The organism is Amycolatopsis sp. VC5-11 (assembly GCF_037034185.1).
Lineage (GTDB): Bacteria > Actinomycetota > Actinomycetes > Mycobacteriales > Pseudonocardiaceae > Amycolatopsis > Amycolatopsis nivea.
In genome coordinates, this window is sequence record NZ_JBAGKF010000007.1 from 80,156 (window position 1) to 101,049 (window position 20,894).

Sequence of the window (20,894 nt, forward strand, 5' to 3'; positions counted from 1 at the left end):
GGCGACGACTCTCCCCGTTATGTGGGGTATCCAGGTACGTTCGGACCCATGGCGGACCCGCACCTCACCCTGCCGGAACGATCCGCGTTGCTCGCGCTGATGATCCTCGTCCACGAGGCATCGAATGCCAACCTCAGCGATGAACTGGGCATCAGGATCAAGAAAGAAGAGCGGGAACACCTGGTCGAATTGGGCTACGTCAAAGCGTGGCAGACCGGAAGACACCGGGCCTGGGTGCACGAACTGACGGACGAGGGCTGGCGGCGCTGCGGCGACGAACTGGGCAGTCCCGCCCCGGAGCGCGCGACCAGAGCCACCCGGCTGCAATACGCGCTGACGCGCCGGTTCGCCGCTTTCATGGCGCGATCCGACCTGCGTGTTGCGGACATCTTCGTCCTCGGTGACAAGCCGATCGCCCAGTCCGTTGACATCACTGACCGAATCCGCGCCGCGTACACCGAATTGGCTGCCGCGCCCGGGGTCGGGGTCAGCCTGGCCCGGCTGCGGCGCGCATTCGCAGACGTGGCGCGTTCCGATCTGGATGCTGCCCTTCTCCGGTTGGCCTTGGAACCGAAAGTGCGGCTCGAACCCGAGTTCAATCAGAAAACGCTGACCCCGGCGGACCGGGCCGCCGGGCTGCGGACCGGTGGAGAGGACGTGCACCTGCTGTCGATCGAGCAGTCATGAAGGACACCGAACGCGCCGCACTGACAGAACTGGCCAAGACCAACTGGGCTCCCACCAGGGAGAGCGTGTGGACTGAGCCCGAGACGCACGTCGACGGTCTCAACGATCGGGCACTGCGGACGGTCATGACTGGTTTCGCCGACGCCAAGGCCAGTGACGCGGAGAGCCCGATCGGCGTGGTCGTCACCGGACGTCCCGGTTCGGGCAAGACCCATCTCGTTGCCACCGTGCGGAAGCGGATCAGCGAGTCGCGCGGCTACTTTTTCGCCCTCGAACTGCGACATGAACGATCTTTCTGGCAGAAAGTCGTACTCGACGTGCTCGGCGGTCTTCTCCAGTCCGGCAGCGACGGTGTGGAACAGGGCGTGATCCTGCGGCGGGAGCTTGCCCGGAAACTCGCTCTGCCCGATCCTGCGCATCGGCAGCTCATGGGACTGGACAAACCGACTCGGTCCGGACTCAACGAAATGGTAGAGGCACTGGACCGGGTCGACCGGCGGCTTGCCTTCGAATGCGGGCACACCCTGCGAGCCTTGGCGCTGCTGGCGAGCGACTCGGTGAACACCAGGGAGATCGGCATCGCCTACCTGTCCTCGGAAAACGAATCGGTGGTCGGCGAACGAGCCGAGTGGGGTCTTCGCGCCGACCCCAGGACATCGCACGAAACGGTCAGCGAGCTATTCAAGTTGATCGCGCTCACAGGGCCGAGTGTGATAGCGCTGGATCAAATTGACACGCTGATCAAACAGTCGGATCGAGGAAGCGACAGTGCTGCGTCCGAAACCGTATCGGACGCGGTAGGATTGCCCAGGAAGCGGCTGTTCGAGGATGTCGGCAGCGGGCTCATGGAATTGCGCGAAGCCACTCGCCGGTCACTGGTTTTGGTGGCCTGCATGGATGCTGTCTGGCAGGGTATCCGGGATTACGCGCCGGGCTCCGTCGCGCAGCGGTTCCGTCGTGCCGAGCAACTGGACACCGTACCGACGGCGGCGGTCGGGCAGGCGCTCATAGAAAAGCGATTCGCGCTCAAATTCGGCAAGGTCGGCTTCACTCCGCCTTACCCGAGCTGGCCGGTACGGCCGGAGGCGTTCGCGGACGCGGTCCGGTTCACCGCGCGCGGCGTCATTCTCCGGGTCGACGCCCACATTCAGGCATGCCTGGAGGCGAACGAGGTCATCGAACTGACCAGCCTCGACGGGTCGAGCCAGCCCGATGTGTCCGCGGGGCGACCAGGGCCTGCGCTGTTGCCGGTCGAGCACCGTACGCTCGCCGAGATCGACCGTCGGTTGGCTGCTTTGGCGGACGATGCCGACGTGATCGCGGAGATTGCCAAGGCATTCGACCCGCGCGAGGAGGATCGGCACATACCGGCGCTCCTGCGCCCCGGCTTGAACTGGTGGGTCGCCGAACAAGGCGAGGAACGCCTCCAGTACGAGGTGCCGGCAGAGACGATGGACGCCGGCAATCCGGCCCTGCACGGCGAACTGCGGCGGATCGTGGACGAAGACACCGAGGACCAGATTTATTGGTCGTTCCGGGCGATCGCGTGGACGAACGGGAAAGCGGTGATCAACCGCATAGTCCGGGTCCTGAATACCACCGGCTTGGATCCGGCGGCTCCGAAACGCAAGGCCTATCTGCTGCGCACCGGCGATTGGTCGAACGGCAGCGGGACCCGGCAGAAGGTCGAGGAGTTCGAGGCGGCAGGCGGGGTGGTGGTCCGGCTGCCGCGGGAGGCGCTGGAGACCGGTCTCCGCACATTTGCCGCATTGGAGCGACTGGCCGCGACCCTGCCGCCGGCCCAGTTCAACGCATGGCTGCTCAGCCGTCGGCCGGCCGGCCGCACCGCGTTGCTGCGCGCGGTGTTCGGCGATCCGCCGAACGATGGGGGGCCGCGACATCCCGAACCCGGACGGGCTCCCGGGCAGCGGTCGTCTGACCTGCCCAGGCCGATGGCGGATCCGGGCACGATCACTCGGTCCGCGGCTGCACCGGTGACAGCGGACCCGGTGACGCTGCACGTAGGAGACCGGATGGACACTGGCGCGGCGGTGACGATCGCGTTGGAATCCTTGCGGAAGCACCTGGCGATCTTCGCCGGATCCGGGTCGGGGAAGACGGTGCTGATCCGTCGGCTGGTCGAGGAATGTGCTCTGCGGGGCGTGTCCGCGATCGTGCTCGACCCCAACAGCGACCTGGCCCGGCTTGCCGACTCATGGCCGCAGCCGCCGGATGCATGGAGATCCGAGGACGCGGCCCGCGCCGACGACTACCTTCGCAACACCGACGTGGTGGTCTGGACGCCGCGCTGGGAAGCAGGCCGTCCGTTGGCGTTTCGTCCGTTGCCCGACTTCGCCGCGGTCGCGGACAACCCGGACGAATTCCGCCAGGCCATCGAAACAGCCGTCGCGGCGCTCGCACCGCGTGCCCGTGCCGACGGTGCAACTGCGAAGGCCGAGCGATCGCGCGCCGTTCTCAACCAGGCGCTGCGGTACTTCGCGCACAGGACCGGCGGTGGGCTGGGCGATTTCCTGGATCTGCTCGGCGACCTCCCCGATGGCATCACGCCACTGGCCAAGGCAGGCGAAATGGCGGCGGACATGGCGCAGACCCTGCGCGCTGCCATGATCAATGATCCGTTGTTCGGAGGTGCCGGTGAGCCGGTGGACCCCGGTGTCCTACTCACTCCGGCGGCCGGGAAACGTGCCAGGATCTCGGTGATCAGCCTGATCGGCCTGTCCGCCGAGGAACAACGGCAGAGCTTTGTCAACCAGCTCCAGATGGCCCTATTCGCCTGGATCAAGCGGCATCCGGCAGGCAACCGGCCGCTCGGCGGATTGCTGGTCCTGGACGAGGCGCAGACCATCGCCCCGTCCGGCGCGCTTACCGCGAGCACGTACAGCACTCTTGCGTTGGCCTCGCAGGCTCGCAAGTACGGTCTCGGCCTGGTGTTCGCCACGCAGGCACCTCGCGGTATCCACAACCGGGTTTCCGGCAACGCCGCCACGCAGTTCTTCGGCTTTCTCAACAGTCCGTCGCAGATCGCTGCTGCCAAGGAAATGGCAGCCGCGAAAGCCAGTTCGGTGCCGGACATTTCCCGGATGAGTGCCGGCCAGTTCTATGCCGTCGCCGAGGGCTTGGCCTTCCAGAAGATCCGCACCCCCGTCTGCCTGAGCCACCACCCGCCGAGTCCGCTGACCGTCGAAGAAGTCGTCGCCCGCGCTCGGCGGAGCTGATGCCTGTGCAAGGAGTGAACTCGCCGTGGAGAAGGTGATCGAGAGTCTGGTCAAGGGCTTCCAATCCGACCAGGATTTGACTGAATTGCCAGAGTTCGAGGCGTTCGAGGCGTTCGCCGCCTATTGCGTGCTCAGCTCGTACTACAACGATCCCTTCAACCCGGACGCGTATCGTACCGGCGGCGGCAACGATCTCGGCATCGACGCGTACGCAGTCCTGATCGACGGGGATCTGTTTCGGGACCCGACGGAAGTGCGGGCGGCGATGAGCCGCAGGCGGCCGCAGGTGCAGGTGGTGATCATCCAGGCAAAGACCAGCGGCAAGTTCGAGACCAAGGTGATTTCGGATCTCGCGGAGAATCTTGGTCACCTGTGCGGCTCCGGCGAAATACCGTATGACATATCCGCCGATGTGGCCGGCCTGCGCGACTGCCTGGACGTCGTGTTCGAGAACTCGGCCCGGCTGGCTGGCCAACTGCCGCAACTGCACGTCCATTATGTGACCACCGGCGATCAGATCTCGGATATGGTCAACCGCAAGGCGCGATCGGCCGAGAAACATTTGGACAAGCTCAACCGGTTCGATACGACCGACGTGCGCTGCGTGAACTGGCGGGAGCTGCGCACTTTGTACCAGCAGGCGACTAGCACCATTCGAGTCACTTTGCCGGTGCCGAAACAGTTCGCGGTACCGGCTGGCCCTGGCGTTGAACAATCTTTTGTAGGACTGATCGCTGCGTCGGAACTGGTCCGCACGATATTGGAGGACGGCTCCGGAAAGCTGCGGGAAAACCTGTTCGAGAGCAATGTGCGCGCCTTCCAGGGCTACAACAAAGTCAACCACGGTATTCGGGACACCCTGCGAGACCCGGTCAAGCGACAGCGGTTCGCCGTGATGAACAACGGCATCACCATCGTTACCCGGAAAATGGACCGGGTCGGTGACGACTTCGTGTTGGACGATTTCCAGATAGTGAATGGCTGTCAGAGCTGTCATGTGCTGTTCCACGAGCGAGAACAGCTCACCGATCAGGTTTTCGTCAGCGTTCACATCGTCCACTCGGTGGACGAGGACGTGATCCAGGGCATCGTAGCCGCAACCAACCAGCAGACCCCGGTCAGCGACGAGGACCTGGCCGCGCGCGAGGACTTCCACAAGGAACTGGAGGACTTCTTTACCCTCGGCTGGGACAAGCCGCAGCAGCTGTTCTATGAACGTCGTGCGAAACAGTACAGCGAACGCAAGGACGTGGAGAAGACTCGGGTCATCAGCCGTGCTCAGCTCAGTCGCGCATACCTGGCGATGTTCCTGAACGAACCGTCCCGCGTGGGTCACTACCAGGAGCTGATCAAGGCGCGCGGCACTGAACTGTTCGTCAGCGGCCAGCCGCCGATCCTGTACTACACCGCCGCGGCAACCTGGTACCGATTGGAATGGATGATCCGGAATCAGCGCATCAATCGCGGCTACCGGCCCGCGCAATATCATCTCATGGCGATGATTCGGCAGAAACTGATCGGTTCAGCGAACCTTCCGTCCAATAGAAGGGCGGCGCAGAGAGAGTGCGACCGGATTCTGAAGATAGTCTGGAATGCGGAAGCAGCGGAAAAGCTGGTCGTCCGCGAGTTGCTGCCGGCCGTCCAGCGGGTCATCGACTCCGAACGGGCCGCCGGGGTGCCGCTAGGGGAGGCGGTGCGCAATGAGCGGTTCGCAGATCTGGTCCGCAGGGAGCTGGCCGACAGCACCGGTCGCTAAGAGCGCGGTGCGGCCAGCTCGTGGTGTCAGTGCGCCGTTGGCCTCGGCGTCCGGCGTGCTCAGTGCAGCCAGTGGTGGCTGTTGCGCCGCTGGCACCGGCCCACCGCTGGCCAGAGTGACGCGGAACTTGCCGGAGATCAGGAGCGCGAGCGTCGTTCGCGGTCTTCCGACGTCCATGTTGGTCGGTCGCCGGTTGGGTGGTGAGCCCCGCCTCGCTTCAGCGTCGCCGGTGGCGTGCGACTGCCGCCAATCCGATGAAGCGGCCCGCCAGCTGCCTGCGTGCCGATTGAGTCCTCGTTGGCGTTGCCGGATACCTGATCGCCCGCGAGGTTACCGGCCGCCGCGAGCCATCGACGACGGTGGGGTCACGGTCGTGACGCGAATTTCAAGTGGCGGAGACGGACTCCCGAGGCTTGACGACGAAAGAGATCGCGGCGGAGCTATTGCTCGGCCCGCGAACAGTGGACGCGCACGTGGCTCGGGGCCTGCGCAAGCTGGATCTCAGAACCGGGGCGTGGCTCGCGCATCTGCTGGCCGGGTGACGGGCCCGATCGGTCCGGCCCAGTTCGGTCACCTCGACCGAGAACTCGGCACCACGGTTCCGGCGAACCCGGGGACCGCCGCCGGGACCGGCTTCTCCAGGTTGTCCGGAGTCGCGCTTGCGGCCGGATCGGGCAGGCGATCCGAGCGGCGGCGAACAGGCTTTCCAGCGCGACCGGCTCTGTCCGTTCCATCTGGCCGGGACGCGCTCCGGTCGCGCACCCGCTCTCCGGTCCGGCGTCCGGCGCCCCGAAGAACGGGACGCCGGACGCGACAGTTCCGTCGGAACCGCCGAATGCCTCTCATTGGCCGGAGCGGCCGAACGTTGATCCCGGAAAAACGGTGAATTCGATTAGCGGGATGCGTCCAATTGCAGCAATGCGGTGGCGTCCCCGGGAGGCGAAGTGCCAATTCCTACCTGGGTGTCCGAATTCGGGTTGACGTCGACCGTGGTGTGCGTACCAGCGTCGGTGGTCAGCTGGGCCTTCAGTTTGTGCCCGGGCGCGGTCGAGGTGCCGTCGCCGCGCACGGCATAGACGTTCGGGACTTTCAGAGACAGGTGCCCGGTGTCGCCGACGACTGCGAAGCAGAGCCGGCCGTTGCTCGCCGAACCGATCCGGTCCGTGGTGCGTACGATGATCAGGCCGGGTGCTTCCGCTGCGGGGCAAGGCTTGTAGAGCAGGTGACCGTCGCCGCTGATCAGCTGTACGTGGTCGGTTGCCAGCAGTTCGGCGGCTCCCGGGTAGCTGTAGTCCTCGACCAGGGGAGGCGGCTCGTCGGCGGCCGTGGTGCCGCTGGCCGGGACGGCGACGGCGATCGCCGCCGCGGTGGCCGCCGCGGCGGCCACGGCAATCGCGAACAATGTCTGTTTTGACAGGTGCATGAGATCCCCCTGCTGGGCACGGAATTCTGGAATGACGCAGCGCGAGATTAAGCAGTCGGAGCGGAAAACTGCAGAGTGATCTCGGTCACCGGCAAACGGCGGTTGACCGGATCCGGGTTGTCCAGTAATTCTCTTCGTGCGCAATTTATGCCGCGGCGAATTCTTCGCGCGGCTGACCGAGGGGGACTCGCATGCGTGTGGCAAGACCGAGGTTCCGTGCTGCGCTGATCACGGCGATGACGGCCGCGCTGGCGCTGGCCGGCGTGCCGGTCCCCGTTGCCTCCGCCCAGGCCGCCCGGCCGGCCGCCGCCCCGGCCGCGTCGTCCGTCACCGGGTCCGACCGGGCGAAAGTGGCGTTGCTGTGGCGGTCCGGCGGGCCCGCGACCAAGCGCGACGCCGAGCTGGCGCTGGCCGGCACCGACGGCGACGTGACGCGGTTCCTGACCACGCTGAAGGACCCGGACGCCGCGATCGACCGGACTGTGCAGGTCAGCCGGATGATCTCGGCGGGCGGCGCGGCGACCCGGTCGGCCGGGCAGGCCGCGCTTGACGCGGGCACCGACGACGCACTGGCCGCTTTCCTGCAGAGCGGCTGGGACAAGTCGTCCGGGATCGACCTCAGCGTGCGGGTCAGCCAGGTGATGTCGTCCGGCGGCGCGGAAATCAAGAAAGCGGGGCAGCAGGCGCTCGACGCGGGCACCCCAGACGCGCTGCGGACGTTCCTGGATTCCGGGTGGCAAGCCCCGTTCGAGGTCGATCAGACGGTGAAGGTCAGCCGCGCGATCGCGGCGGGCGGTCCCGAAGTGAAGAAGGCGGGACAGCAGGCGCTCGACGCGGGCACTCTCGACGCGCTGAACCGTTTTCTGATCACCGATCTTCCGGTCGCCCAGGCACGGGACGCTGAGACCGAATCGATCGCGCAGCTGGTGTCGACAGCGCAAGCGGCGGCAGATCAAGCTGCGAGCCAGACCCAGCAAGCAGAAGAGGAGTCGGACAAGGCGGTCGCCGCGGCGGCGGCCGCACAGAAGGCAGCTCAGCAAGCGAAGGATGCCGCTGCGGCCGCACAGGGCCACGCCAGCGAAGCGACCGATGCGGCGAATCGCGCCGCATACGCCGCTGAGCAAGCGTCGGTCACCGCACGGCAAGCGATCGGCGCGGCTAACGCAGCGACGGCCTCGGCGCACACCGCAGCGGTAGCCGCGTCGCGAGCCGCCGGCGCGGCTTCGCAAGCGGGACGGGATGCGTCGCACGCGTACGACGCTGCCGCGACTGCCCTTGGCGACAGCAAAAAGGCATCAGATGCCGCCGCAGCGGCCCATACCGCTCGCGCTTCGGCGGAGAGCGCGACAACGGCCGCCAACGCCGCGCGGGCAGCGAGGACGGCTTCGCAGCAGGCCGTCGGCGCGGGTCAGGCAGCAGTGGACGCGGCGAATCAATCGCGTACCGCGGCACAAGCGGCGACCGACGCGGCGAACAATTCGGCGGCTGCTGGTGCGGATGCCCGGCAGGCGCTGGCGGCGGCCGCGCGGGCGCGCGCACAGGCTGCGCGCGCGGTTTCCGCGGCCCAATCGAGCCAGGCGTGGGCGAATCAGGCGAGCACGGCGGCCGGGGAGGCCGCCGACGCTGCTGACGCGGCTGCTGCCGACGCCAACCGAGCTGCTGACGCGGCTGCCGCTGCGGCAGTCTTCAAGGGTGCTGCGGACGAAGCCGCCAGGAAGGCCACTGACCATGCGAACGCCGCGACGGCGGCTGCCAACACCGCGGCCAACGCCGCACAGCAGGCGGCGAAGATCGCGCAGGTGGCGCGCAAAGCCGATGACGACCGGATCACGTTGGCCGGGCAGCAGTCCGACGATGCGGCCTTCGCCGCCGCGCAGGCATCCGCCGCCCAGCCGGTGCCGCCGCGGTGGGATATGGACCAAGCGGCCGTTCGGGACGCGGAGACCAACCGGCTGATCGCGGAAGCGAACGCTGCGGGCACCCCGCGTGCCACCGTCGTCGCCGACGCTCGTCGGGTCGCGCTGAAGCTGTCTGACACCGGCGGGTCCTGGACCAAGGCCGCGGCGCTTACCGCGGTCGCCGCGAGCGACGACGAAGCGGTCGACTACATCTCCTTCGGCCTTGGCGTCGCTGCGGGACAGGACGACCGGGTCGTGCTCGCCGAACTCGCGGAGAAGGGCACGGCCGGGTTCAAGACGGCGGCGGCCTCGGCGCTCGCCGGTTCGGACGACGATGTGCGGAACTTCCTGCGCAATCGCGACTATCCCGGCCGCCTGACCGACGACACCCTGCAAGTCAGCCAGATCATGTCGGCGGCGAGAGCGGCCGGCCGGACGGTGGTCGTCCAGCAAGGCCAGGCCGCATTGGACGCGGGCACCGGCAAAGCGTTGCGGGACTTCCTCGACACCGGTCAGTACACCGCCCTGAAGTCCGACGACCAGGTGAAGGTCAGCCAGGTGCAGTCCGCTGCGCGGGCCGCCGGATACCGCGAGGTGGTTGCCGGAGCGCAAGCCGCGCTGGACGGTCCGCCGACCTTGCTGCACGAGTTCCTGACCGTGGGCCAGTTCTCGGCGGCGCAGCGCGACCAGAACACCGCTGCGCACAACGCCGCGGTCGACAGCCTTCTGGCACAAGCGACCACCGCCGCGGCGAACGCCGCTCACGATGCGTACGAGGCACAGGCCGCCGCAGCCAGGGCGCGCCAGGCTTCCGATGACGCCGCGCACTACCTGGATCAAGCCAACGCGGCGGCGGCGGACGCCAACACGGCGGCTGACCGGGCACGGCAGGCGGCTGACCGGGCGGCCGCTTCCGCACAGCAGGCGCAAGCCTCCGCGAAATCGGCGGCTGCCGCGGCGGCGACGGCGACGGCCGCGGCCGACCAGGCTGGCCGCTCGGCGGCCTCGGCCGTCCAGTCAGCCGCGGAAGCCGCGGGGTACGCACGCGACGCGGCGAAGTCCGCCCACGACGCGTATCAGTCGGCTGTCAACGCCGGAAAGAGCGCGAGCGACGCGGCGAAGGACGCGCACGCCGCGTGGGCGAGCGTTTTCGGCAAGCTCAATACCGAGAAGCAGCAATTCATCGACCAGCGCAAGCAGTCCTGCCAGCCGGCCATGCGGACCGGCGCCTCGCTGGACTTCCTGAGTCCTGACGACTGCGTTCTCCTGCTCACCGGCAGCCCGGCGGACAAGGATCGCATCCTGCATCATCTCCAGGACGCGTGCCGCCAGCTGAACCCGGCGAACAGCCTCAAAACCAACGAGTGCCTGCAGCCGGAAAACCTGTACAGCGCCAATTTCGCGCCCCGGTACCCGGACCCGATCATGACCTCCGGCGGAGATCCGGTCGGCGACATCTTCCTGTTCGTCGCGGTCGGCCTGATCAGCGCGGCCTGCGACGGGGTCTGCGACCTGCTCGGCGTCCTCAGCGGCGCGGGAGCCGATCTCGGCCTTGCCGACACGATCGCCACGACCACCGAGCTGGCGGACGCGATGTCCTCGGGCAAGAGCGTCTTCGACGTGCTCGGCACCGAGATCAACGCCGAACTCGGGGCGATGGAACGGCTGTCCCAAGAGGCCACCGCGGACGCGGCGAATCTCGCGAAGGAAGGCTACGACCTCACCAACGTGGTGCCGTGCGGGGCCAACAGTTTCACCGGCGCGACGCCGGTGCTGATGGCGGACGGAACCGCGAAGCCGATCAAGGACGTCCAGCCCGGCGACCGGGTGTCCAACGCCGAGCCGGGAAGCCGTGCCGTCCAACGGCACGCGGTCACCGCGGTCCACGTGACCGGCGACGACCGGGATTTCGACGACCTGGCGGTCGCCGGTCCGGGCGGAACCGGGACGGTCACGACCACGGCCCACCATCTGTTCTGGGACAAGACGACCGACAGGTGGACCGCGAGCGAAACGCTCCGGCCGGGCGAGAAGCTCGACACGCCGGGCGACGGCAGTGCCACGGTCACCGCCAACCGCCGGTACAGCGCCGCCTTGCGCACTTACAACCTGACGGTTGAAGGGGTGCACACCTATTACGTGCTGGCGGGCAGCGTTCCGCTGCTGGTGCACAATACGTTTCCTTGTCCGCCAGGACTGCACGAGGCATGGCACGAGGGCAATTTTGTGACGCGCGAACAGAGCTTCGAGTACCATTACAAGAAGCACTCGGTGGAAAAGGGCGTTCCGGTCTCGCCGGAGCAGTACCTTGCGGACGCGAAGGCGTGGGCGGAGACTCTGAAGCAGCCCGGCGGGAAGAAAGGGCTCAACGCCAGTCGGAGGTTCTTTGATGACGGCCAGATCGGCGTCAGATACGTGAATCCCAACGGTGGACTGGGCGGGATCATCGGACCGGACGGCCGGATCGTGTCATTCTGGTACGAGTAGAGTCGGAAGAAGAGCGAGATGCTGAGTTTCCAGGACGCGTACACGCTGTGGCGATGGCTTCCTTTTCCTCGCGGCGTGTTCCATGACGTCCTGGCCGGTACTAAGGGGGACCTGGCGGGCGCCGACGAGTACGTGACCACAGTGATCCGCTTCGTGGAACGAGGCATCTTCATTCCTGCGCCGGTCGACGTCCTGGCGGACCTGGACCGCATCATCGGCCGGATCGAGGCGGTCAACCGCGGGCTGACCGAGGAAGAGCAGATCAGCGCGGACCAGCAGCATGCTTACGCCGTGCTGTTGAAGATCGTCTATGCGGGATTCCTGAGCCAGGCCCCGGCGGAGCCGTGATCCGGCGTCCGTCGGGCCGTCCTGAAGGCCTGCACCGCTGAGCGGGCACTCGCTTCGCCGTCGAAGGAATCTTCACGAACGAGCGGGAATTCCGACCCTGCGTGGCTCGCCCCGCACTTTCAAGGTGGCGCCGGCGGGCGGCCAGTTCCGCCGGACCGGGCAGCGCCGGAAGGAATCGAGTGTCCTCATGCACGAGACCGCCGAGATGCGGGCCGCGCCGCACTTCGTCGATTACGAGACTCCGATGGAGGTCACTGCGTGCGCGGCCCGCATGGAGGTGTGACCGGCCTGGCTGGACCGGATCGTTTGTGACGACGGGGCCGCCGGAGGCCCGTCATCACAGCCGGGATCGATCCAGTGGCGCTTGTGGAGAGCATTAACCAGGCGCAGGCTGATAGAGCGATGGCGCAGGCCGAACTGGTTAACCGGGGAGAGCTCGCCCGGAACGGGCACATGGACGGTCGGTGGCGTCACTGGCGCGGGATTTGAACGACCGGGCTGTGCCCCGTGCCCGTCGAGGATGGACCGAGGCGCAACCTTGATCGGCCGGGTACGGCGTGGACTGTCCGTACGGTGCAGTCCACTTTGGAGAACCCGCGATGCATCGGCCGACAGGCGTGGAACCGGCGGTGCAGTACGGAGGCCGCCGTCGCGGCAGTTCGCGCAGATGGAAGACCCCGGGTCATTCCCCAGTCGACCGCCCGGATTGAACGCGGGCATACCTCCGCATGTCAGATCGACAAGTACCGGGGCAGTCTGACCGCCCAACGCCGTCCCAGCACGCATCCGGTGAAACCGCTCTGAAGGCCTACGAACGACGCCTGCTTGAAGTCGGGTTCGGGAGTGCGCTGGAGTTCGCTCTTGAATGAGGTGTGCTTCTGTATGTACTGCCACCGGTCGCGCCCGAGGCAGACTCGACGGTTACGGCGTTACGGGGCGGCGGCTGGCCGACCCTGTGGAGTTCGTCCACCGAGCATGCTGGGAGGATGAGTGCATGATGCGTCGCAAGGCATCGGCAGCGTCGGCGAGTCGCGGTGTGACTCGAACCAGGTTGGCAGTAGAAGAGCAACTCGGTTGGCTGTTCCGTGAGCAGTCCACGGAGGACTTTGGTATCGATGCTCATATGGAGGTGGTCGACGGCGAGATTGTCACGGGAAAGCTGCTGGCTCTGCAGATCAAGAGCGGTGAAAGCTCCTTCCAGGAGCGCGGCCCGGGCGGTTGGTGGTTCCGGCCGACCGATAACCATGTGCGCCACTGGACGAATCACTCGCAGCGACTGCCGCAAACTCACGTTGCTGTTCGACAACCTCGAGTCCCGGATCGCTAACCGGCTGCTGCCCTTCATCGATGCAGAGTTCCGTGCCTTGCCCGAGAACGAGCGGGCGGCCGCGGTCGACCGGTGCACGAGACGTTCGTGCGCGGGGCATTGACAGAGGACGACTTGTTCGCGACCGACCTCGACGTGGCCTACCCTGTACCGTTACCTAGTAAGGACTGTGGCCGGTGTTCCGTGCGAGGTTTTCTTGTCGGCCGACGCAACCGAACTGCGCCGACGAGCCCTCCGGGAATGCTGCGCCTACCTGGTCCAAGTGACTGGTACTTTGCCCCTGTTCCAATCTGATGCGCTGGTCGAAGTTCTCCGGCGAGAAACAGAAATTCTCGAGGCGGTCCGCAATGTGCTGGAGGCGCTGCCGGAGCGAAGCCATGCCGACGACTTCGCTGCGGACTTGCGGCGGCAAGTGGTTACGGTTCTGGACCGTATGGAGCTGTTCGGCGCGGGCCTCACCGGCGCGACCCGACTGTACCCGCCGCCAGTGGCGTACCTGAGCCTGAGCGTGAGCACCGGCCACGGGGACGTGTCCGTCAGCCGGATCGAACATGCTTTGCTGCTCATGCCCCGGATCCTGTTGTGCGGCGACGCCGGCTCCGGCAAGACGACCCTGCTGCGATGGCTGGCCGTGCAATGTGCGAGTCGACAGCTGTAGGCCCATGACGGCTGGGCGGACCTTGAGCCGCTCCGTGTTGCCCACGTCGGAACGGTTCCTTGACGAGGCCGGTCGGCATATCGCGGACGAGATGCCGACCGGCTGGGTGCAACATCGTCTCCGCACCGGCCGCGCTGTTGTGCTGGTCGATGGGATCGACGAACTGCCCGCCAAACGCCGCCCGGAAGTCCCGACTGGCTGGACGAGTTGATCACCGCGTTCCTGGAGGCGCGTTATGTCGTCACCACCCGGCCGGCTGCGGTCGAACCCGAGTGGCTGGCCGCCCAGGACTTCGCGGAGTTGACGCTGCAGTCGATGACCTCGCGCGATGTTCAGATATAGTGAAGAGCATGAGCCTTGAAGTCGAACTCAAAAAGTACCGGCGGCGGATTGCGACGGACGCATACCCGATGTCGATCGGCGAGTTGAGCAACCTCTATCGCGATGGCGAACTCGACATTCATCCCGAGTTCCAACGAATCTTCCGATGGACTTCAGAGCAGAAGACGCGGCTCATCGAGAGCATTCTACTGGGAATCCCGCTGCCCAGTATTTTCGTTGCGCAGAACACTAGCGGGATTTGGGATGTAGTGGACGGCGTGCAGCGAATGTCCACAATATTTCAGTTTATGAACATATTAAAGGGCGAGGATGGTGAGCCAATCGACCCGTTCATCTGTAAAGCTGCACCATTCTTGAAGAGCATCGAAGGTATGTCATTTGAGGCTGCCGACGCCGCTACCGCCAGTTTCAGTCCGGCGCAACGTCTTGATTTCAAGCGCGCCAGGATAGATGTAAAAATCATCAAACGCGAGAGTGATAAGCGCGCCAAGTACGATCTCTTCCAGAGGTTGAACTCCTATGGATCTCTGGCGACAGAGCAGGAACTCCGAAATTGCCTGCTGGTGAGCATGAGCAAGAAGCACTTCGAATGGCTGGAGAAGATTGCCGAAGACGAGTCGTTTAAAGAGGTTTTAGATCTCCCTCATCGACTACTGGAGGAGAGGTACCATATGGAACTCGCTCTTCGATTTGTTGTCTTTAGAAAGATTGACGAATCGCAACTCAAGCGCATTGGTAATATTGGCGAGTATCTCACCTCGGCGCTCGTTGACTTCACGGAGTACAGTGATGGGCAGCTCGCGCACGAAGCCGCGGTTCTTCATGACACGTTTACGCTGCTTAACGATGCTGGCGGTTCTGCGATGCTGCGTCGTTGGGATGCGCAAACTGGGCGCACGGCGGGAAGTTTCGCACTGACCGCTTTTGAGATCATCGCTATGGGAATTGGCTACTACGACTCCCCTGATCGAATCGATGTCGATGACCTCAAGACTCGTCGTGCAGAACTCTGGCAGAAGGACGAGTTCAAATCTCGATTCTCGTTCGGCCTCAGCGCTGATCAACGAATGCGAAAGACAATTCCCGCCGGAAGAGTCCTGTTCGCAAGCTAGTACAGCGCACATAATAAATGGACATCGAATCGTTTGTCGGCGCACTGGAGCGAGATATCGCTAGACGGAAGCACGAGCTCTCACTTGTGCGAACAACTCTTGAAGAAGGTGTGGCCAGCAAAGAGCTTCTGGGGTGGGTGTCGCGTGCAGCGGTGACGTTGTCTTACGCGCACTGGGAAGGCTTCGTGAAAAATTCCAGCATTAGATATATAAAGTTGATCAACGCGCAGTTGTTGCGCGTTGATCAACTTAAACCTCCATTGCAGGCTGCATCCCTCAAGGGGCATTTTAAGCGTGCTGGTTCCAGTGTGAAGCCGTGCTATCTTGGATCAGTATTGATGGAAATGGACAGTCGAAGATGCGAGATCTTCAATGTTAACCCTGAGAAAGTGATTGATACAGAAAGCAATCTTTCATCGACGGTTTTCGAAGGCTTGGTGACGGGAATAGGTCTCGAATACCTCGACGTATACACGATGCGGCATCCTTTCATTGACGAACAGCTAGTGTCGGCAAGAAACGCCGTTGTTCACGGCGAAATGATGGACTTTTCTTCCGCTGAAGCTATTATTAGAATTGAAGGTGTACTCTATATGATCGCCGTATTCTTTGAGCATTTGGTTGACGGTGCTCGAGGTAGCTATTATCTAAATTGATGATTATATCAAGGGATTTTTGTGTCACGTTTTGTAGTGGTCGCATGCCCTGGCCAGCGAGTCGGTGACGGTGTTGTCGATGTCGGGGCGGCCGAACAGTTCCTCTTTCATCTCGCGCCGGAGCGTCGCGCCGATCTGTGCGTCGCGGCGGATGTCGGTGTGGGGTTGGTGGAAGCCTTTCGGGATGACGGCCAGGCGGCGGGCTGCGTTCAGGACGTTGCCCGAGCGTTCTTGGACCAGCAGGACGTAGTCGGCTTCTGCGCGGAAGGGGTCGGCGGGGCGGGCAATGGCGGTGAGGGCTAGTGCGCCCCCGGCGCAGAGGCGGTCGCTGACGTTGAGGACGGACGCGAGGTCGGGGAGGTAGCGGTCTCGCAATGGGAGTTTGAGCGGGCCGCCAGCGATGATGGCGTCGACCAGTTCGCCTTCCAGGAGGTCCAGCGTCAGGGCGTAGTGGACGAAGTGCGTGGTGCCGAAGGATCCGGCGAGCTGGTGTTCAGCGATGTCCAGGGCGAGCGCGCGGTAGAGAGGGCTGTTCACGAGGCGGGTGTTCATGGCCAGCGACTCGGCGAGCCGGTGAACTGCTGCGGTTGCGGCGCGATCGTCGAGGGCCAGGTCTGCCTCGGGCTGCGCGGTGGCGACCTTGAATCGGTCTGATGCGGGGCGTAGTTCGCAGTCGAGATCTAGCCAGTTCGCGCAGGTGTTCACGAGTTCGGTGCTGACTCGCGCGGTGTACAGGTCGTGGTCGCCGGATCGGCTGCCGTACTAGGCAGCGAGCGCGTCGGCGGTGTCGCGTTGGGTGACCCAGCTGCGGCGGGTGGCGCGGTCGCGCAGGGCTTGGGTGTCCAGTTGCGCGGCCTTGGCGGCGCTGCGCGGCGCGCGGTTCCAGGAGACCAGTGTGCGTGCTGGTCGATCCATTCGAGCGCGGACGCGATATTCGGGTCGTCGTCCAGGCGGGAATCTCCGGGTGCCTCGGCCGGAGCAGTGCCGGTCAGTTCGGCGAAGCGGGCGCGGTCGGCGTCGCCGACTTGCTCGTATGCGTGGTCGAGCACCTGTTGCATCTCCGACCGCGGGCGAAGATCCGGCTTCTGGTGCCACGACGCGACCGTGCGGACGCCGATGCCGAGGTGTGCGGCGAAACCCTCATTGCTCATTCGGAGAGCGGCTTGCAGTGCTGATGCGGTGCGGCCCGTCCATTCATCGGCGCGCGCATTCCGAATTCGAAGCTGCATTAGTCGTGCACTGCTCATGCACTGGCGATGCATGTGAACGGTCGCCGTTTCGGCCTTGAATTCGGGGCATGGAAATCACCTGGTTCATCAGCCCGAAGCGCAAGCCGTCACCGCTTCTTCTGCATATGGTCGACGACGGTCGCCAGGCTGGTCTGGACGTCGTCCAGCCGGTCGAAGATCTCGTCCAAGCGCTGCTCCAGTGCGTCGAGGCGAGTCGAGAGTTCGCCGCCGTCGTCGGCCGGTTCGTCGGGGTGCGGCGGCGTGCGGTTCTGCAGCACGGCCTGCAGATGCTGCGGGTGCCAGCCGAGCGTGGTCGACAGGGCTTCGAGCGTGCGCGCGCTCCGTCGGCGCTCGACCGTGTGGTGCTGCAGCTCGCGCACGATCGCCTGCGACACGTGCGACCGCTCCGCCAACTCGCGCTGCCGCCAGCCGAGTTCGTGCACCCGCATGTCGATCGCCTTCGCGACCGCCGCCCAATCCTCCGACACCTATTCCTCCGCGCTCCGCCTCAGCGTCGAGATTAGCGAGTCATTGCGCTTTTCTCGCGCCGCGTAGCGGGTGTGTAACCGTACGTCGACACTCGCGTCGGTTGGCACCTGACTTCCTGAAGCGGCGTCTCGCCGGATTTATCGGCCTTGCAGCTCAGGGTTGTGCGACTTCGCTGCATGCCGTGGTCGTTCGGCGAGGGATGCTGTCTCATCGCCGAGAGGGATGCGCGAGCGTTAAGGGCGGTCTTGGAGCATCTGGCCTGAGGGGGCAGAGCGGGGGAGCGCTGAGGGGATAGGGCTCTAGCCGCCGACGTTCGAGTCGATTCGCCGGCCCCGCACAGGGAAGCCGGATGGGTGCCGTGATGCGCAGGCGGCTGCTCGAACGCGATCGACGTAGGGCTGACCTGCAGAGATGCGAACGAGTATCTGAATGTCGAGAACACGTGAGGCTATCATGCGAGCTCTCGGCGCTGTTTCGCACCCCCCTGAAATGACGTGTCTGTTCGTCGTATACTCTCTTCATCAGCAAGTCCGAGTGGCGGAATGGCAGACGCGCTAGCTTGAGGTGCTAGTGTCCTTAACGGACGTGGGGGTTCAAGTCCCCCCTCGGACACATATACATGGGGGATCTCCTAGCCCGCAGAGTAACAGGCCCGCTACGGCGGGTCTTTCTCGTGTTCGGCTCCATCTCACTGTGGATACGCTGGTCGCGGACGCGCCCTCCCGTGGCTGTGCGAGCTGGGAGTGGGGCATGACCCGCATTCCCTCGCTGGCCGCGCCGGGCCGGATCGTCGCCCCGGTGAGTGTCGAGCGTCCTTTGCCCGTACCGTCGATGAGCCTCCCTGTGCTGCGCGATCTCGCCGCCGCTGGCGGGCCGCGGTTGTCCATCGCGGTCATCGCTGAGGGCGGCCGGCTGCAAGACCGCGGGGCGGTCGCGGCATTGGGGTGGAGGCCGGGCGACCGGCTGCTGATCACACTGGTCAAGACCTCAGCGGTGAGCCGCCGACGCTCAGACGGGGCCTTCGTGATGCCGCGCAAGCCCTACGTGGCTCTCCCCGCCGCGGTCCGGCGTGCCTGCCGAGCTGTCGTCGGCATCCGGCTGCTGTTGGTCGCCGACCCGTCTCAGGACGTGCTGGTCGTCCATCCCGAAGCCGCCGTGCAATCCAGCTGTGTGCTTTCCATGCCTCCCTTGCCGACGCTGAGGAGGCTGCCTCGCGACCGCGACCAACGACGACCTCGCCACCGCACGCCTGCTGCTCAACTGTCTCGGCCTCGACCCCGCCAAACTGCTCGGTCAGGAGCCTGCCGACACTCGTGGCCCGGACCTGCGGCCGACGCCCACGATCGGCGAACGGATCCCCGTCGTGACCAAGCTCGTCTCGCCCAGCACTGCCCGCTCTTGCAGGGTCTACTGGAACAAAGCCGGGGCGACCGGCGGATGGATACCATCGCCGCCACCGAACTCAAAGCAGAAGCCGAACAAGCCCGAGCTGCCGCGGTCGTGCGTCGCAACTCCCGCGGCGGCCGCAACGCTGCCGAGAACTTCGTTGCCGCTATGCGTTGTCTCTACAAACACCTCGTCAACGACAGTCATGTCGACGAGCGCGACAACCCGGCCGCCCGCGTCACCAAACCGCGCCGCAATGCCAGCACCTGGCGGGCGCTTCCCGGCGACCGGATCAGCGAGCTCAACGACGTCGTCGCCAGCACCGGCGACGACTCCGAGTTGGACGCCCTCTGATCCGCGGGCTCCACGAAGAAACTGCGTCTCGGCGCGGTCGCCTTGCGCCCCCGCGACCTCGATCGCACCTAGTGCACGATCAAGCCGGGCAGTGCCCGCGCGAGAGCCGGTGCCACCGGCGTGGGCCGCCGGGCGGAGGTGCAGAACCGGCTGCACATTCCCGCAGCGGCCACCGAGTCGTTGGCAATCGCCCAGCAGCCTCGATGCCGGCGGCGAGCAACGGGAATGCCGTGTCCTTGACCGCCGTCAGCACCTCGGCGAGGAACGCCGAACGCGTGGTGTGGATGACCTGGTCCTTGGCGCCAAACGCTTGTCGGCGGGGTCGAGCAGGTCCTCCTCGACGCGGCCGTGCGGGGAGAGGCCCGGCTCGTCCAGGAATCCGGCTCGGGTTCAGGCGATTCTCCATCGCCCTGCGGACCTGAAGGTCATCGGTCGCGTTCTCGCCCAGAACGTGTCCTCCTGGACTACCGCGGGAGGCGTCCCGCTCTCTGCGGAGTTCGGGCTGAAGAGGCTCGCGTGGCAGTGCTGATCCGCGGGCGCGGCGACTTGCACCGCACCGCGCCGCACTGCCGGTTCGAACGCATCCGGGGGGCCATTCAGCGTTCCAGCGGACAGTCACCACGTCGTCGCCGACGCTGGTCTCCACGCCGCACGTCGAGCTGGGGCCGCGTGCGCTCAGCGCCTCTTCCCGGTCATGCCCAGCAATGCCTCCTCCTTCTTTCTCGGGAACTCGCGGACCTTCCGAGAGATAGGCGACCACGAGAAGTGCACCGGCGACGAGCAATTCCGTTCGATCAGGCAGACGGCGTGTTCCTGGTGCTGATGGACGTCGAGGCTCAGCGGGCCGCCCCGAAGCACTCGAGAAGACGAACGGCGCGCCGACCGTTCAGTGCAGCGGTGAGAAAGCTGTCGGGATGGCGATGCTCGAAGTCGCCCGGGCGATGTTCTCCGGACCGTTCTTCGGCGGCCAGATTTCCCGCTCGTAGGACTCGCGGCGGATGGCGAGGCGTCCGTCGAGGCTGGGGAAGGGCCAGATGTGCGTGATGCGCGGGGTTCCGTCCAGTCCGTACATCGCGGTGGTGAGCGGAAAAAGCTTGGTGCGTTCGGGGAGCGCGGCCTCCCAGCCGGCCATGGTCGGCGGCAGGCCGCCGACTTTGAGTTCGTAGGTGCGGAATTCGTAGACATCGCCGAAGCGCCCGGTCTGCACGGGCGGGAGGAACGGGAACGGCGCGTAGCTGCTGACGGTGAACGAATCCAGGTGCTCGCCGACCCCGAACGGATTGGCGCTGGCGAGGATTCGTCGGCGTTCCTCGGCGAGTGCGCCCGCGTCCTCGAATTCCCGGAGCAGCAGCACGCGGCCGACGATCTCTCCGTGTTCGGTCTCCCAGCAGCCGAGCAGCTTGCCGCGCGCCGCCGCGTTCGTGGCGTAATCCTCGAGGGCGGGCAGTGCTCGGGGCACCGTGTAGAGCTTCAGCGCGAGATGGGTCAGTTCGTAGAACATCGCGG

19 protein-coding genes, 1 tRNA gene and 1 pseudogene are annotated in these 20,894 nt (G+C 65.4%); 16 read left to right on the forward strand and 5 right to left on the reverse strand.

Going from position 1 to position 20,894, the window contains the following annotated elements; translation table 11 throughout:
* The first annotated feature begins 48 nt into the window (after positions 1 to 48).
* The 4 genes from WA670_RS22035 to WA670_RS22050 all read left to right on the forward strand — a co-directional run bounded on the left by WA670_RS22035 (position 49) and on the right by WA670_RS22050 (position 6,221).
* Complete coding sequence (locus WA670_RS22035; RefSeq protein WP_336158714.1) at positions 49 to 687, forward strand: hypothetical protein; 639 nt, start codon at positions 49 to 51, stop codon at positions 685 to 687.
* A complete protein-coding gene (locus tag WA670_RS22040) occupies positions 684 to 3,923 on the forward strand; it encodes an ATP-binding protein (RefSeq protein WP_442893117.1) in 3,240 nt (1,079 codons plus the stop codon). Before WA670_RS22035 ends, WA670_RS22040 begins: the two co-directional genes overlap by 4 nt.
* A gap of 25 nt (positions 3,924 to 3,948) precedes the next feature.
* Positions 3,949 to 5,679: an AIPR family protein gene (locus WA670_RS22045; RefSeq protein ID WP_336158716.1), complete on the forward strand. Its 1,731-nt coding sequence runs from the start codon at positions 3,949 to 3,951 to the stop codon at positions 5,677 to 5,679.
* A 389-nt stretch (positions 5,680 to 6,068) separates the two neighbouring features.
* Positions 6,069 to 6,221, forward strand: a complete 153-nt coding sequence (locus WA670_RS22050; RefSeq protein WP_336158717.1) for a LuxR C-terminal-related transcriptional regulator — start codon at positions 6,069 to 6,071, stop codon at positions 6,219 to 6,221.
* Between the two features lie 350 nt (positions 6,222 to 6,571).
* Here the strand turns inward: WA670_RS22050 and WA670_RS22055 are convergent, their stop codons facing one another.
* Entirely contained in the window at positions 6,572 to 7,102 is a 531-nt protein-coding gene (locus tag WA670_RS22055) for a hypothetical protein (protein ID WP_336158718.1), read from the reverse strand.
* A gap of 191 nt (positions 7,103 to 7,293) precedes the next feature.
* Between WA670_RS22055 and WA670_RS22060 the strand changes: the two genes are divergently transcribed.
* From WA670_RS22060 to WA670_RS22100, 9 genes and pseudogenes are all read left to right on the forward strand, one after another.
* Positions 7,294 to 11,487: a polymorphic toxin-type HINT domain-containing protein gene (locus WA670_RS22060; RefSeq protein ID WP_336158719.1), complete on the forward strand. Its 4,194-nt coding sequence runs from the start codon at positions 7,294 to 7,296 to the stop codon at positions 11,485 to 11,487.
* Positions 11,488 to 11,505: 18 nt separating this feature from the next.
* Complete coding sequence (locus WA670_RS22065; RefSeq protein ID WP_336158720.1) at positions 11,506 to 11,835, forward strand: hypothetical protein; 330 nt, start codon at positions 11,506 to 11,508, stop codon at positions 11,833 to 11,835.
* A 124-nt stretch (positions 11,836 to 11,959) separates the two neighbouring features.
* Complete coding sequence (locus WA670_RS22070; protein WP_336158721.1) at positions 11,960 to 12,118, forward strand: hypothetical protein; 159 nt, start codon at positions 11,960 to 11,962, stop codon at positions 12,116 to 12,118.
* Between the two features lie 711 nt (positions 12,119 to 12,829).
* The gene (locus tag WA670_RS22075; protein WP_336158722.1) at positions 12,830 to 13,162 is read left to right on the forward strand and encodes a DUF4365 domain-containing protein; all 333 of its coding nucleotides are present in this window, start codon (positions 12,830 to 12,832) and stop codon (positions 13,160 to 13,162) included.
* Positions 13,080 to 13,820, forward strand: a pseudogene (locus WA670_RS45220) (NACHT N-terminal Helical domain 1-containing protein). Before WA670_RS22075 ends, WA670_RS45220 begins: the two are co-directional and overlap by 83 nt.
* 34 nt (positions 13,821 to 13,854) lie before the next feature.
* A complete protein-coding gene (locus WA670_RS22085; RefSeq protein ID WP_336158724.1) occupies positions 13,855 to 14,031 on the forward strand; it encodes a hypothetical protein in 177 nt (58 codons plus the stop codon).
* Positions 14,028 to 14,162: a hypothetical protein gene (locus WA670_RS22090; RefSeq protein ID WP_336158725.1), complete on the forward strand. Its 135-nt coding sequence runs from the start codon at positions 14,028 to 14,030 to the stop codon at positions 14,160 to 14,162. Before WA670_RS22085 ends, WA670_RS22090 begins: the two co-directional genes overlap by 4 nt.
* A gap of 8 nt (positions 14,163 to 14,170) precedes the next feature.
* Entirely contained in the window at positions 14,171 to 15,274 is a 1,104-nt protein-coding gene (locus WA670_RS22095) for a DUF262 domain-containing protein (protein WP_336158726.1), read from the forward strand.
* Between the two features lie 17 nt (positions 15,275 to 15,291).
* On the forward strand, positions 15,292 to 15,930 hold the full coding sequence (locus WA670_RS22100) for an MAE_28990/MAE_18760 family HEPN-like nuclease (RefSeq protein ID WP_336158727.1): 639 nt from the start codon (positions 15,292 to 15,294) through the stop codon (positions 15,928 to 15,930).
* A gap of 24 nt (positions 15,931 to 15,954) precedes the next feature.
* On the opposite strand, the gene WA670_RS22105 is transcribed toward WA670_RS22100, so the two are convergent.
* Positions 15,955 to 16,635 (reverse strand): hypothetical protein, encoded by a 681-nt coding sequence (locus tag WA670_RS22105; protein WP_336158728.1) that lies wholly within the window; start codon positions 16,633 to 16,635, stop codon positions 15,955 to 15,957.
* 57 nt (positions 16,636 to 16,692) lie between these two features.
* On the reverse strand, positions 16,693 to 16,845 hold the full coding sequence (locus WA670_RS22110; protein WP_336158729.1) for a hypothetical protein: 153 nt from the start codon (positions 16,843 to 16,845) through the stop codon (positions 16,693 to 16,695).
* On the opposite strand from WA670_RS22110, the gene WA670_RS22115 reads away from it, so the two are divergent.
* The gene (locus tag WA670_RS22115; protein WP_336158730.1) at positions 16,830 to 17,105 is read left to right on the forward strand and encodes a hypothetical protein; all 276 of its coding nucleotides are present in this window, start codon (positions 16,830 to 16,832) and stop codon (positions 17,103 to 17,105) included. The genes WA670_RS22110 and WA670_RS22115 overlap by 16 nt on opposite strands.
* A gap of 161 nt (positions 17,106 to 17,266) precedes the next feature.
* On the opposite strand, the gene WA670_RS22120 is transcribed toward WA670_RS22115, so the two are convergent.
* The gene (locus WA670_RS22120; RefSeq protein WP_336158731.1) at positions 17,267 to 17,647 is read right to left on the reverse strand and encodes a helix-turn-helix transcriptional regulator; all 381 of its coding nucleotides are present in this window, start codon (positions 17,645 to 17,647) and stop codon (positions 17,267 to 17,269) included.
* Between the two features lie 529 nt (positions 17,648 to 18,176).
* On the opposite strand from WA670_RS22120, the gene WA670_RS22125 reads away from it, so the two are divergent.
* Both WA670_RS22125 and WA670_RS22130 read left to right on the forward strand, forming a co-directional pair.
* Positions 18,177 to 18,260 (forward strand) — tRNA-Leu (locus WA670_RS22125).
* Between the two features lie 81 nt (positions 18,261 to 18,341).
* Positions 18,342 to 19,388: a hypothetical protein gene (locus WA670_RS22130; protein ID WP_336158732.1), complete on the forward strand. Its 1,047-nt coding sequence runs from the start codon at positions 18,342 to 18,344 to the stop codon at positions 19,386 to 19,388.
* Positions 19,389 to 20,274: 886 nt separating this feature from the next.
* On the opposite strand, the gene WA670_RS22135 is transcribed toward WA670_RS22130, so the two are convergent.
* Positions 20,275 to 20,889 carry an NIPSNAP family protein gene (locus WA670_RS22135; RefSeq protein ID WP_037814422.1) on the reverse strand — a complete coding sequence of 205 codons (615 nt, stop codon included), beginning with the start codon at positions 20,887 to 20,889 and terminating at the stop codon, positions 20,275 to 20,277.
* Positions 20,890 to 20,894: the final 5 nt, after the last annotated feature.